The 14,453-nt window shown below is 61.0% G+C and carries 8 protein-coding genes; 1 reads left to right on the top strand and 7 read right to left on the bottom strand.

The features are described 5' to 3' along the window. Positions 1-104: 104 nt before the first annotated feature. The 7 genes from HGSM_RS02845 to HGSM_RS02875 all read right to left on the bottom strand — a co-directional run bounded on the left by HGSM_RS02845 (position 105) and on the right by HGSM_RS02875 (position 12,690). A complete protein-coding gene (locus HGSM_RS02845; protein WP_019147228.1) occupies positions 105-1,043 on the bottom strand; it encodes a hypothetical protein in 939 nt (312 codons plus the stop codon). A gap of 222 nt (positions 1,044-1,265) precedes the next feature. After that, positions 1,266-2,777 carry a SpaH/EbpB family LPXTG-anchored major pilin gene (locus HGSM_RS02850; protein ID WP_019147229.1) on the bottom strand — a complete coding sequence of 504 codons (1,512 nt, stop codon included), beginning with the start codon at positions 2,775-2,777 and terminating at the stop codon, positions 1,266-1,268. A gap of 100 nt (positions 2,778-2,877) precedes the next feature. Beyond that, positions 2,878-5,172 (bottom strand): DUF7927 domain-containing protein, encoded by a 2,295-nt coding sequence (locus HGSM_RS14920; RefSeq protein WP_040594261.1) that lies wholly within the window; start codon positions 5,170-5,172, stop codon positions 2,878-2,880. Next, positions 5,093-6,046 (bottom strand): CshA/CshB family fibrillar adhesin-related protein, encoded by a 954-nt coding sequence (locus tag HGSM_RS14925; RefSeq protein ID WP_195891324.1) that lies wholly within the window; start codon positions 6,044-6,046, stop codon positions 5,093-5,095. Before HGSM_RS14925 ends, HGSM_RS14920 begins: the two co-directional genes overlap by 80 nt. Before the next feature lie 694 nt (positions 6,047-6,740). Then, complete coding sequence (locus HGSM_RS02865) at positions 6,741-7,685, bottom strand: class C sortase (protein ID WP_019147230.1); 945 nt, start codon at positions 7,683-7,685, stop codon at positions 6,741-6,743. A 159-nt stretch (positions 7,686-7,844) separates the two neighbouring features. Further along, a complete protein-coding gene (locus tag HGSM_RS02870) occupies positions 7,845-9,374 on the bottom strand; it encodes a SpaH/EbpB family LPXTG-anchored major pilin (protein WP_019147231.1) in 1,530 nt (509 codons plus the stop codon). Positions 9,375-9,471: 97 nt separating this feature from the next. Further along, entirely contained in the window at positions 9,472-12,690 is a 3,219-nt protein-coding gene (locus HGSM_RS02875) for an MSCRAMM family protein (protein WP_154646220.1), read from the bottom strand. Between the two features lie 839 nt (positions 12,691-13,529). On the opposite strand from HGSM_RS02875, the gene HGSM_RS02880 reads away from it, so the two are divergent. After that, a complete protein-coding gene (locus HGSM_RS02880; RefSeq protein WP_019147233.1) occupies positions 13,530-14,438 on the top strand; it encodes a 2-dehydropantoate 2-reductase in 909 nt (302 codons plus the stop codon). The last annotated feature ends 15 nt before the right edge of the window (positions 14,439-14,453 follow it).

The raw sequence follows: 14,453 nt of genomic DNA on the forward strand, positions 1-14,453 counted from the left end.
GGCCCCTCCCCACGGTGGGGCCCGGCTCTTTTCTACTTCACGTCGAGAAAATCAAAGCGCTGAGGCTGGAAGCCGGGCACAATCGTCGAGAATGTGGGAGCGCGTCAGCGCTTATCGCGGTCGCTGAAGGCGGCCGTTCCGGACGCGGCCCGAGCAGCGTGGTCAGGCTTCTGCACCATCTTTGCCACCACTAGCGCGACAACACCCACCGGGATCAGCAGGATCCCCACCACGCGCATGAAGTCGCCCCAGTAATAGGCGGGATCGGAAAAGAACTTCAGGGAGTTGGAAAAGGCCTCGCCCACGGAACTCGATTGGCCGTACTCGGCACCAAACACAATAAACCCGGGGACTGCGAACGCAAGCATGACTAGGATCGCGATGACCTTACTGCCCAGAGTGTTGGACTTCATGGCCTCATCGGACGTATCCAACTGGTTTCCTGCAGCTGCCTCCTTAGGGCGGATGAACGCGAGGACGGGTAGCACCACAAAGACGGCGAGCATCAGACCACCGAGCATCGCAAAGAGAAGCGCGATCAGGCCAAACATAACGAGCGCAACAAACCAGGGAGCGCCATCCTCCGTGGCAAAAGTGTAGTGCCAGCCATTGGGTCGGCGTTCTGATTCGATGAGGTGGTTGACCGGCGGCAACAACACCGTCACCGTGGCACACAGCGTGGGCACCCACACGGTCACAAGCGGAACCACAAGCGTGCGAAGTAGAGCGTTCATGTTGGCGGGGACCTCCGGATCCGGATCCCACAGGCCGCGGAGCACCGCCCACGCAGTAGGCAGGCACGCACCTATAAAGCCCAAGGAGAGCGTGAAAGACAGATCACCGGGGCCGTCGCCCGCAGCTCGGTAGATTCCAACGACTGCCAAGACCGCGGAAAGAATGGTGAGGAGCACGACCGGGAGGTCGATTGTGCGGCGGAGCCAGTCCCGATCGACAGGTTGTTTGGATTCCTCCCCGGTACCGGTTATCCCGCCACTGTCGGCCCACCCTGACGACGGCTTGGGCGTGCGGTTCGGCTGACTCATGCGGTTCCCCCTCAAGAACGGTCTCGAGCGAGAGTAGCAAGGAAGGGCTCTGCCCGCGAACGCTTGAGTTGGCGCTACCCACATCACGGCAACACAAAAGCCGCGAGGTGGAAAAGCGCTTTCCCGCCTCGCGGCCTTGGTTAGCTAGCAGTCAGGGGGCCTCCTGCTAGCCGGCCCAAACTGTTCCGCCAAGACCAGTCTGGGAGTTTGTGGGGCTAGGGCTCAGCGAGCCTCAGCCTGGTTGCGGCGGCGAACCAGCATCAGCCCACCAGCAATAGCCACGGCAGCCACGCTACCGAGGGTCAGGAGAACCTGGCCGGCAGCACCGGTGAGTGGGAGCGTTACGGCTGCCTTCTTGGTGTTCTCAACGGTGATGGTTGGGAACTCGCCGGTCGCGGTCGCTTTAACGGTCACTGCGATTGGTTTCTCGAGCAGGGTGTAGCCGGCAGGAGCCTTGGTCTCGACCAGCGCAAAGCAGCCGGTGGTTGGCGCTGCAACGATCTTGCCGTCAACAACCGTGGAGTTTCCCAAGAACAGGGCAGGGAACGAGGCCTTGCCGTTTGCATCGGTTTTCACTGAAGCGATGACAGTGTTGTCAGCCTCTACTGGCTGGCACTTGCCGTCCGCAACAGTGCCCGCGAACAGCGAGAACTCGGCGCCCTCAAGGGTTGCGGCCTCGCTACCCTTGGCGTACTTGAGGATGGAGAAACCACCCCAGTTGGTGTGGACCTCGTTCGACGGGGTCGTGGTGGGGTTTCCGTCAACCTCAAAGTGCGCGTTGGCTGTGTTGGTGATGGAGCCGAGCTTGTCAGCCGAGCCACCCTGAACGGTGGCACTGATGGTTACCTTGAGGCTCTGCCCGCCAGCTGCAGCGACAGCCGGGAGTTTGGAGTCAGCGATCTTCACCGAGACGCTGTTGCCGGCGGCTGCGGTGTAGTCGGTACCTTCCGCAAACGTGGCCCCGGCAAGCTCAACCTTGGCCACCTTCACGTCCGAGAACCTTGCATCGACCGCGTCCGTGATCTCGAACTTGGTCAGTTTCTTAGAGTCAGTGACGAGCGGGATCTTGGTGTCGATGGTGAACTCGATGCGTCCATCTACTGGCGAGCCGTCAACCTTGCGAACGTCCTTCACCACCGAGGTGGAGGAGTTCTTGGGGTATGCGTGAACATCGTAGATCCATGGTGCCTGCGAGCCGGTTCCCGGCAGCGGGAGGGTCACCAGGAATGGCAGCGAAGGTGCGGCAACACCGGCTGGGAGCTTGGTCTCGCAGACCACGTAAGCGCCCAGATCCAGGCCCGTAAACGCGACCATTCCGTTAGCAGTTACGCCAGTTGCAGTCTGCTCAAAGCCACTTGCGCCACCAGCCGCTGGGCAGGTGTTACCAAGGCTCTTGGAGAGATCTCCGGCTGCGTCCCAGCCTGCCTCCGTTGCAAGATCGATGTCGGTCACCTTGTAGATGGTGAAGCCTGCGCCATCGATCTTGGTCAGTCCGGCGAGGTCGGTCGCCGAGTCAACAGCACCTTCAAGCTTCGAGCCAGCCAGCTCCTCGTACTTGTGAAGGGTCAGCGACCCCTTCTTGGTGAAGTCGATGTTCGCCGAGCTTGGAGTCGGCGTCGCCACTGGCTCTGCAGCCGCAGCCGAGCCAAGGCCCACAGTTCCAGCAAAGCTCAGCAGCAGCGCGCCGGCCGCCAGGGCCGCAGCCGAGCGCTGCGAGTTGTTACGAATACGCATGTTTGTCTCTTTCAAAAGGCAGTCGGATCAGGGGGCGATCCAACAAACGGGGGTGAATCGTCGTTAATCAAAATCAGGTGGTGCGCCTAGCGCGCACCCGTCAGATCAGCGATTGGGAGCGCCTCCTACGGGTCCAGGCCGCCAGGCCCGCGGCGCCAAGCGCCGCCCCACCAGCCACAATGAACGCCAGCGTGCCCGTTCCACCCGTGAGTGGAATGGTCAGGGGTGCACGCTTCTCGTTCGCAATCGGCCCGTAGCTCCGCGCGAGCGCATCGCCGGCAATGATGACCGTCCGAGTCTTGCCGTCACGCTTGTACCCGGCCGGCGCCTTCGTCTCCGTCAGGCCGTACTCGCCCCACGGCAGGCCGGTCAGCGTGAACTGGCCCGCCACCGGGTCCCTATCGGGACCCTTGCAGTCCGCTTCCGCGGCCTCCTGACAATCGACGATCTTGGTCACGCCACCGTCCGGACCCTTCAGTTCCCACTCGGATCCGGCCAGCAGGTTTGCCGGGGTGGAGGTGTCCACCTTGGACCAGGTGAGGGAGCCGGACTTCTGGGTATTGGTGAACACGCAGTCGACTGTCGAGCCGGGCGCGACTCCCACAAGCGAGCCCGCTTGAGTAAGTCCGGTGGCACTCGTGGTGACCGCGGTGGTTACTGGTTTGCCACCGTTCGTGTTCGGGTGCGTGACCGTGCAGGTCAGGTCCTTGAACTCGTACCCGGTCTGGTTTTCCTCCGACACCGTCAGGTCGGCTTTATCCACACCCTGGTGCTTGAGGGTCCAGCGAGTGTTTCCGTCCTCACCGGTCACCTGGGTTGCCGTCTCCGGGGTCAGCGTTCCCTTGCCGGACTTCAACCCAAGGGTCCAACCCTTAGCCGGCGAAGGCTCGGTGGCGTTCACGTTCTCAACGCGCTTGTGCAGGGTTACCGAGGTCGGGACACTCACCGGGTTCTCGGTGCACGCGGTGAACGTGTCCTTTGGATCGGTGCAGGTCCCAGGCTTGTCGGTGGGCGTTAGGACATTCTTGAGGTTGTGGTCGCCCGTGGTGCTTGCCGCGTCCCTGGGGTCCTTGACCGTGGCCATGTAAGTGATCGTGGCGGTCTTGCCCGCCCCGAGGTTCCCGGTGATCAGGAGCTTGCTGGGGTTCGACTGCGAGTCCCAGGCGGCGGTGATCGCCGGGCCCGGGGTTGCTGGATTTGCCGGCGCAACCACCACGGAAGGTGGGTTGGTGCTGGAAATTTTCGAATCGTCGAGAATCCCTGACAGGAGGTCGCTGTAAGCGACCTTGCCGGTCTGGGTGCCCGAGTTTGTGATGGTCAGCGAGTACAGGACCTGATCGCCGGGGCGGACGGCGGTTCCGGGCTCAACAGAGATTCCGTTGACCTTGGACAGCGCCTTGGCGGCCGTGATGAACGGCATGCCAAACGTGACCTCGCTGCACGTTGTCGGGCCAAGGCCGGCCTGGGCGCAGGTGTCGCCGGGCTTCTTGTCCGCAAGGACAGAGGCCCACGCGATGTTGTTGAGCTTCTTGTCGCCGGGGGCGTTCGCGGGGACCTGGGGGTCCTTGAACGTCACGTCATATTGGAAGGACCTAGACGTGCCCGGAGAAAGTTGGCCAGACCACCTAATAGTCTTCCCTGAGGGGTCGATAGTCAGAGTGGAGCCATCGGTAGGAGCAACCAACTGGATCGAATCAGCGTAGTCAGAGAGCAGGGAAAGGTCGTCCGAAACCACGGCAGGGCGCGAGTTAGAGAACGCGGAACCCTTCACGTTGGTGACCTTGACGGTGTAGCGCACGGTCCGGCTGCTGACCCAGGTGGCGCCATCGGTGAAGTTGGATGACTTCTCAACCTTGAGCTGAGGAACCAGGCGCGAGATCTTGTAGTCCTCGACCTCACCGGTCGTGGTCATGCCCGTGGCGGCGAGCATGCCTTTGTCGGCGGTGCCACCCACGCGAAGGCGCATGAAACTAGAGTCGGCGGGACTCTTGACGTTGGCGTCGGCCGGCACGGCCCAGGTGAGATTTACGGTTGTGGTGGGAGCAGAGACGATGGGGCAGGCGGCCTCAGCGGACTTCTCCGCCTCGTCGAAGACGCCGTTAAGGTTCCAGTCGATCCAGCCGGCAACAGGGTATCCCCCAGTGGCAGCCGTGCACTTCACGCCAGTGAGCGTGTAGATTTCCGCGGTTGGGTCGATCGCAGGAACAGTCACGCCTGTGAGGGCGTCGTCTGAATCTGCGTCAGCGTTTGGTGAGAACAGCGAGCTGCCCTCGGCGGAGATCGTGTTTCCCAACACCGGGTAGGTCTTGGACGTGTCAAGCGTGGCGCTGGTGAAGCTCCAGCCAAACACGTTGGTGGTGGTCGTGCGGTTGGGCCAAGTGGGTGCTGGCAGCACGCCGCCGCTCCAGTTTGGCGTGTAGAGAGCGCCGGCAGCTCCATAACTCTGGGGCGCGTCGCCATAGTCGGTGCTCAGAACCACGCCAATGGCAACAGCGCTGGTGCCGCCCCTTAAACTCAACATCCGCAGCGGTCACGCCCTCCATGAACGAGATCGCCATGGGACCGTGACCGGAACTGCTAGAGGCACTGCATTCGGAACCGTCAGCGCGGAGACGCAGGGTCTTGCCCAAGTCAGACAGGCTAGCCTCCACGCCGGTCCAGCAGCTTGCAGAGCGCGAAGATTCAATGATGCGCCAAGTGGGAGCCGTGGTGGTCGTCACCTCGATGTATTCACGATTGGGCTCACCGGTAGAGTTGCTGCTCGACTCCGCGTCGGCAACAACGAGCCCCTGAAGAGGGATAGACCTTGTGGAGTTGTCTGACGCTACGAGCGAGGCGCTGCAGTCAAAGCCGAGCTTGACCGTGCCGCCGTCATTCTTGTTGGCAATACCGATCCGCATGGTGTTGGAGGATCCTGAACCACCTACGTTGTACAGGTTGTCTAGGCTGTCGCCTCGCCATGAGCCGGGGACGTAGGTTTTGGCGGGTGCACTCCCATTTCGGATTGTGGCTCTACAGGTCACGCGGACCTTTTGGTCTCCCACAACGATGTCGTTGGACTGGGTCGTCGTGGTGAACGGGTCAGCAGCCCTCCACTCAAACCAGTTGATGTTGCCCTTGTACAGGCCCGATCCACCAGTCGCAGTCACGGCGGAGGCGGCCTGGGTCACGGGATTCTGGGGAGCGGTCACGGCGAGCATGCCAAAGAGCATGGCTACGGCCAGGCCGGCTGCCATGCGCTTTAGGGCGCGCTGAGGTAGCGAAGGCACCTTGGTGTCTCCTTGAAAGCTTGAAGTGTCGCGCAGAAATGGGGACTTGGCTGACCGATCACACTGCGCACGCGAGTACTTGGCGGTTGACTCTCGTTGCATACGCGAGTCCAGGCGGAGGCCTCACGCTGCTTGTGCTGCATATTCAGTGGAGCCGCTGCGCTCTGGCGGAGAGGCGCTTGCTCCTCGACCTGTTCTGGATCCCTGGCGGCGGGCTACGAACGTGGTCGCGTTACTGCTGGCCACCGCTCTATCCCCTGATAAGTCCGGTGGTCAGGAGAGAATCTACCTTGAAAAGTTGGGGAGAAATACCCATCTGAAGTATGACCGATTTGACACGTATGCCTTCGGAGTCGGAAAGAAGTTCGTGACCTGCGGAAACAGATTTCCGGGTGGAAAGTATTTCACCCGTTGCATGCATTCCGCCCATTGAAACAACAGCGGCTTAATGGCAAAGATTGTTGCGCATGACACCAATAAATACGGCGGTAAAACTTCTATGCGCTCCCCGGGCGGCACCTCAATGCATCAAAGGGGTGCCATAACCGCAGGTAGTTAACGCTTTACGTCACATGGTTGAAAGTTAAATATTGCGAAAGAGGTGCTCGTTTTTGTCACATAAAAATACGTGGTTATGCGTAGGAATTCGTTTCCTGAGTGAAATAAAACAGGTGGCTTTCAGCATTCTTTTGGATTACGCGGCCTCCCGAGCCGCTCGCGCCTCCCGCACCCGCGCGTCCGAGTAGCCGGCGCGCCACACAAACACTCCCACGGCGGTAACTCCCCCGCCGAGGATCACTGCCCACCAGGGGAAGCCCGGGATGGTCGGCTCCTTGCCGGCATCCTGAACATCCTTGATCGGGGTCGGGGTAACCCGTTCCCCCGTCACCAGGATGCGGTGGGAGTTGATGCCCAGAGGCGTGCAGGTCACCAGGGTGACCAGGTCCTTGCCTTCCACGGTGGCCAGGGTCGCGGTGTCGTCTGGGGCGACCACGATCTTCTCGCGCACCTCGTACGTCAGCACCTCGCCAAACACCTCAAGCGTGAACCGGTCACCCTCCACCACCTTGTCCAGGTTGGTGAACATGGTGGAGGTAGCCAGGCCACGGTGCGCGGTGATGACCGAGTGCGTGGACTCGCCGCCCACAGGAAGAGACGATCCTTCGAGGTGGCCAGCGCCCCTCAGCAGGGTCTCGTCCGATGTGCCGTGATAGATCGGGAGATCTACGCCGATCCCCGGAATCTTGACGCGAGCCATCAGGCCGGACTTATCCACGGCCAAAATCTTGGTGTAGTCGAACACCCCGGCCTCGGTGCCGTCACCCGTGGGCTTGTTGGAGTTGGCCTCCAGCACGGCGCCGGCGGACAGCGCCGAGTTGTAGTCATACGCCTGCTTGAGCTGGACGTCAGCGGACGGCTCCGCGTCCCCAACCTCAACCGTGTACGAGTTCAACAGTTTGGATTGGATGTACTGGGACTGCCAAGACGATGCCTTGGGATAGAGCACCATTCCCAGTGCCACCAAGACCAGGAGCGCAACCAGCCACGTGAGCAGCCCCGGGCGCCACGGCCGGCGGCCCTTCGTGGCGATCTCGGGCGTGCGAGTCTCGTCAGCAGCGGGTTGATCAATCAACGTCACGGTCTCTCCATAGTGCCTAGGAAAACAGAAAGCAGGGTGGGGATCAACCTATCCCCACCCTGCTGAGTGCACTTCTACCGGTCAAGGGGGTTGCACGGTAGTGGCACTGCCGAGGTAACTAATCCGCCAAGTTCAGCACCTCGGAGTGTGGAAACTCGCTCAGCGAGCCTCTGCCTGGTTGCGGCGGCGAACCAGCATGAGCCCACCCGCAATTGCTACGGCGGCAACGCCACCGAGGGTCAGAAGAACCTGTCCGGCAGCACCGGTCAGTGGGAGCTCGCCCGAGGTCTTCTTCTGGTTTGCAAATGCGATGTTCTGGTAAACCAGCTCGTTGCTGTCTGCCTCAACTTGAATCGCCTGAGGAGTGGAGTCCAGTGCGTAACCAGCTGGAGCCTTGGTCTCCTCGAGCACGAAGCAGCCCACAGTCTCAGCCTCAACGATGGCACCGGTGTTGTCCCGGGTGGTGTTGCCAATGAACAGTGCAGGAACCGATGCGGTTCCGTCAGCTGCGGTGGTCAGGCCAGTGATGATGGCAGCGCCATCCTTTGCCGCGGTGCAGGTGTCGTCATCGCCCTTAACGCCCTTGAACACGGAGAACTCAGCACCCGCAAGGGTGGAGGACTTGTCGCCAGTGACGTGCTTGAGGAGGGTGAAACCGCCCCAGTTGGTGGTGACCTCGTTGGACGGGATCGTGGTGGTCTTGCCGCCTGCGGTGAGCGTTACGTTTGCGGTGTTACGGATGATTCCGAGGTCCTCCGCGGACCCACCGTTCACCTGTGCGCTGATGACAACCTCAATCTGCTTGCCGCCAGCAGCCTTCACTGCGCCAAGCTGGGTGCCAACAAAGTCGATCTTCACTGCGTTGCCGGAAGTGTTGTCGGTGAACACAACTGGCGAGCCATCGATCTTGACCGAGACAACCTTGACATCAGTGAGGCGGGAGTCAACGGTGTCGGACAGCGAGTATTCGCTCAGCACCTTGGGCGCCGTCACCACTGGGATGTCGGACTTCACCACAAAGTCCACGGTGCTGCCAGCAAGAATGCCGCTAGGTGCCAGAACGTCCTTGGTTACCGAGGAGGACGAGTTCTTTGGGTATGCGTGAACATCGTAGATCCATGGAGCCTGCGAGCCGGTTCCGGACAACGGCAGCGTCACCAGGAAAGGAAGCGAGCCGGTCACAACGCCAGCAGGAAGCGTGGTCTCGCAGACCACGTAGGCAGCAAAGTCCAAGCCGGCAAACGTGGTGTCACCGTTCGCGTCAGTGAACTGTTCGGTCGAAGCAGCGCCCAGCGTTACGCCAGAAACGGATCCGGGAATCGCACACGCGCCGCCGCCAGCACCGTTCAGCGCGGTAGCAAGCTCGTTGGCCTTGTCCCAGCCAGCCGAGTCCTTGAGGTCAATGCCGCCAACCTTGTACACGGTGAAGCCAGCATCCTTGAGTGGCTTCAGGCCCAGGTCGGTCTTCTCCGAGGTCGAACCCTTCTTCTGCGAAGACGCCGATTCCTCGTACTTGTGCAGGGTCAGCGAACGAGGAGTCGACTCGTTGATGTTCGCAAGGGTGGGGGCGGGGGTCTCGCCATTCGCGCTGGCAGCCGAGGCTACGCCAACGGTTCCAGCAAAGCTCAGCAGCAGCGCGCCTGCGGTCAGAGCTGCGGCGGAACGCCGCGAGGAGGTACGAGTACGCATGAAGTATGGCCCTTTCAAAGCCAGCCGGACGGTGTCCGACAAACGGAAGTGAATCGTCGAAAATCTGGGGGTTAAGCAGGTGCGCTATGCGCACCGATCAGGCAATAGATAGTGAGCGCCTCCTGCGGATGAACGCGGCCACGGCTGCGGCGGCAAGCGCCGCGCCACCCACGCCGAGGAAGATGAACGTGCCGGTCCCACCCGTGAGCGGGATGGTGAGAGGGTCACGCTTGGCATTGGTGATCTCGCCCAGTTCCTGGGTCAGGCTCGCCTCGCCCTTCTCCACCGAAATCACGAACGTGCGCTCGGTGTCATCGCGGGAGTAGCCAGCCGGAGCCTTCGACTCCACCAGCGTGTACTCGCCCCACGCCAGCCCCTTCAGCAGGAACTTGCCCGCCGCTGGGTCCTTGTCGTCGCCAGTGCAGTCCGCTGCCGCGGCCTCCTGACAGTCGACGATTGTGGTTTCATTCCCGTCAGGGTCCGTCAGGGTCCATTCGGACCCGCCGAGGAGCTGTGCTGGGTCGGACTCGTCGACCTTGGTCCAGGCTGCAGAGCCGGACTTGCGCTCGTTGACCACGTTCTTCAGGTCAACGTCGAGCTTGATGCCCGTAACGGAGAACTTGATTGGTTCGGTGGAACCGATCTGGTAGCCCGCTGGAGCCTTGGTTTCCGTCAGGGTGTAGTCGTCCCATGCCAGGTCCTTGAGCTCAAACTTTCCTGCGGCCGGGTTCTGGTCGCCGCCCGCTGGGCAGGGGGTGCCGCTGCAGTCGGTGACGGTCTTAGACGGACCAGGTTCAGTTGGGGAGAGGCTTGGGCCGGTCAGGGTCCACTCGGAACCGCCGAGCAGCTCAGGCTCGCCCTTTTCTGGGTTGTTCACCTTGTTCCACGTGACGCTGCCGGGCTTGCCCTTGTTCACAATGGTGCAGTCCACTGTGGATCCGGGGAAGACCATTTCAATCTTGGGGAAGGTCACCGTGTTCGTGTCGTCCGCAGCGGCGAGCGGCTGGTCTGCGGTCATGTCCTCTGCAAGTGCGCCGAAGTTCTTGCCCTTGACAGCAGGCGACTTCACCGAGCATGCCAAGGAAAAGGCCGTGTATCCGGGCTGCTGGATCTCACCAATGGTGAGCGTAGTTGGCGAGTTTGCAGAATTGTGGTTGACCAGCCAGGTAGCCTTGCCATCCTTGTCCGTGACCTGAGTGGCCAGGGTTGGAGCCAGCGTGGAACTCGTAGCCGCCAGGCCCACAGTCCAGCCTGGAGCTGGCGTGCGGATCTCGCCGTTCTGGTCGGTGAGCGCCTTGCGGATGGTCACAGTGGTGGGAACATTCACAGGGTTCTCGGTGCACTTGTCACCGTCCGCTTCCTTGCACTCAGGAGTCGGCTTGGTGGTCAGCACGTTCTTGAGGTTCAGGTTTCCCGCGGACGGGTTATTAACCTTGACCGAGTACGTCACCGTCGCGGTGTGCTTTGCCTTGAGATCGCCCGTCAACACGAACTTATCTGGGTTCGAGGTGTTGAGAACGATGTTTCCTGCTGCTACCTGGGTTCCTGCGGCGTTTCGGACAGTCACCACTGGGTTCACAGTGATCGCAGCGTCGTCGAGGATATCCCCGAGGAAGTCAGTGTAGGAAATTGCGCCCTTGGCCGAGCCCGAGTTCTTCACAGAGAACGTGTACTGGACGGTGTCGCCCGGCTTCACCTCAGTGCCGGAGGCAGGGTTGGAGGTCTTCTCCGACGAGAGCTTTGGCTTGGACGAGACCTTAAGGGTTGCGCAGCCTCGGGCGTCGAGGCCAGAGATGTTGGAGACGTTCGCTGTTCCACCCTGGCGGACAATGCAGTTCTCAAAGGTCTTGGTCTGAGCGTCCTCGGTCCAGTTCTGCTTGGCCTGCACCTTCACGGTGATGTCGCAGTAGGCGGTGCCCGAGTTCAGCTTTCCACCGTTGATGTTGACTACGCTCTTGCCACCCTCAGTGGTGAAAGTGGTCGAGGCGGAGCAGCCGTTTGGAATCGTGGTCTTGTTGCGGTCACCAGCCTTGTAGGTGGCTGGTGAACCGGCCACAACCTCGAGGCCATCTGGCAGGGTGTCCTTGAACGACCACGGGGTCTTCTCAGCCAGGTCGCCCGTGTTGGTCACGCGGAAAGTCAGCGTGGACGTCTCGTCATACTCAACTTCATCGTGGCCAAAGTACTTGGTCAGGTTCGGGGTCGCGTCAACAATGCGGATGTTGTCGTACGCAAAGTCGTTGCCATCGTGCGTGGTGGTGTCGTTGTACATCTGAAGCTTGGCGCCGTTGTACGTGATCAGCTGTGCCTTGGACGAGTAATACGTTCCGGCTGCAACCCAGGAACCACCATTGGCCCAGCCTTGATAGACCTCAGGCGAGGTGTAGTACTTCACCGCGTTATCGCGGCAGGCCATGATCTGGATCGGGTTGTTGCTCGCGTCCACGGCAGACAGCGGAACAACGGTCCCGTTAGCCATCTTGAGAGCAAACCTCAGCCTCGAGTTTGCCCTGCGGTTGTTGTAGTCGCAGGAAAGTTCGGCCACGTCGATGGACGCAGTGTAGAAACGTGGGGTCGTTGAGGTTGATGGAAGTACATTCGACTCAAAGATCTGGGAGCCGCGCGTCTCGGCATCGTACGTGAATGCTGTGACGGCGTGATTCGACTTGGTTGCGCTGTTCGAACGGTTCCAAGGGCTCGACTTAGTGCCGGATCCGGTGCCGCCGGAGGTCACATAAAGCTGCCCGAGCACGTCTGCCATGCGTCGGACGTTCGCTGCCTGACCGCTGGTGTCCTGAACCTGCCGGCCTTGCTCGCGAAGGTTGCACGCTACCTGGTTCCCGCCAGCAGGAGTGAAATCGCTGATGGAACTCGAGTTGTAGTTCAACACAACACCGTTGCACTGGGTGATATCGCCCCAGCGAGTACCCGAAGTTGGTGTGTAGGTAGTCCCGTTCGCACCAACGTAGGACTCAAGCTTCTTGGTCTTGGTAGGAGTACTTCCCCAACCATTCTCAAAGTTCTCAGCAAACACCTGCACGGGGTCCTGGATGTCCAGAGCCGGGTCAGGGGTAACAGCCATAGGGAGGACGGCAAGTCCTTGGGTTGCAGAAGCCGGAGTCGCTAGTGGCGCTCGGGAGATCGCGCGAAGGCCCGCCTCTCCGGATGCGCCCAGCAAGGTTGCGCCGGGCGAGGTTGCACCAGGCAACTCAGCGGAAGGCATTGGCGCAGCTACAGCCGTCGAACTACCAACGACGAGCGCAAGCGCAATACTGGCAATCGTGATTTTTGGGGCACGCTTGGTTAGCGAGAACACCACAGCTCCTTCAGTTCACTTTGTGCGTCCGCGGAACACAGGAGCCCAGAGACAACTGCAGATCGGCGGGTACGGAGGGGCGGTTTCCTCCGGGACAAAAGGGCATCTATCCGTGGCCCAAAACGCTGTCCGGAAGAGAATCTACAGTGCGCTACGGACCTTTGTCCCCACATTCCGCTCCCCATTGAGCGGAATTAGGTATACCTAGTTTTTCTGACACCTTGAATTACATGGGGAAATGCGTTTCCACTTGGAAAGGTTTTCACCCCATACCTAGATTCGGCACCTAGGTACCTAACTTTGAAGTTAGGTAGCGATTACTCTTGCGCGACTCGGGAAACTGAGTTAAACGTGTTGCGGCGGGCAGGCAGCAGGCTTGAGAACCGCGAGATCTCAACGTTCTTAAGGCCTGACCTCGAACAATACACAATGTGTGACGGCCGGCACAATATAGATTGTGACGCCGTGCACATTTCGCATTCGAGACGATACTTTCCACACCTCGACCACGTACAGCGCAAACCACCTGACATGTAGACGGGAAGCTCTGCCCTGGGGAATGGGACCGTTGGTTCACTCGGACCCATTCTTTCCTGACAAAACAATGGCTAATCAAAACGATTCGATGCATTGTTTGCACGTCGCCGGTAGCCCCGGCCTTGCGGCGTGAAACTTGGTAGGACGATGGTCCTCACGTTCAAGTTCTGGGAAGAACAACGCGCGCCAACCCGATCGGTGCAAGATAGAACCAAGCTCCGGGTGCCCCACTGGGCCGCCCAACCTGGGAGACCAACCCTGGCCAGCCCACACCGGACACGAACAGCGAGGTAGAAGCACACATGCGAACACTCATCGTCGGCGCAGGCGCAACCGGAGGCGCGTTTGGTAAGCGACTCATCGACGCCGGCAGGGACATCACTTTCCTAGTCCGCGAGCGCCGCCTAGCCCAGCTCACCGCCAACGGCCTCACATTCCGCGACCCCTCAGGCGAGTCCACCACCCCGGTCACCGCGATCACCTCGATCGCAACCGGCACCGAGCCGTTCGACCTCATCCTCATCACCGTCAAGGCCCCGGCGCTGCCCGCCGTGATCGAGTCGATCCGTCCCGCAGTCGGCCCAAACACCCGCATCCTGCCGATCCTCAATGGCCTCAACCACATCGACCGCCTGTCGGCGGCCTACCCCGGTCAGGTGCTGGGCGGGTTGGCCAAGATCGTTGCAACAATCGACGATTCTGCAACCGTGGTGCAGATGACCCCGCTTTCCAGCGTGACCATAGGGACGCTGGACGGGACGGAGGTCGATAGCAAGATCGTCGATAATTTGAGCGTTAACGGCCTCAAGTTAGTGGTGGCGGACAACATGCTGACGCGGCTGTGGGAGAAGTGGGCGTTCATCGCGTCCGCGGGCGTAATCTGCTGCCTGTTCCGTGCCAATATTGGCGCGATTCTCGCGGCCGGAGGGCGCGAGGCCATGGAGGCGGCGATCGCCGAGACCGAACGAGTCGCTGCTGCAGCAGGCCATCCCGTCAGCGAGCAGGCGCACGCGATGTCCACGGGGATGCTGCTCGAGGAGGGGTCGCAGTTCACGTCGTCGCTGTACCGGGACCTCATGGCCGGGGATGCGGCGGAGGCCGAACACATCCTCGGCGCGATGTCCGAGCGTGGGCGCCAGCTCGGAGTGGGGACGCCTCTGGTCGACCTGACGCTGATTCAGATTCGTGCAGGAGGCGGCTCGGGGATCTAAGGGCGCGCTGGGGCC

The sequence above is a fragment of the Timonella senegalensis JC301 genome (assembly GCF_000312125.1).
Taxonomy (GTDB): Bacteria; Actinomycetota; Actinomycetes; order Actinomycetales; family Cellulomonadaceae; genus Timonella; species Timonella senegalensis.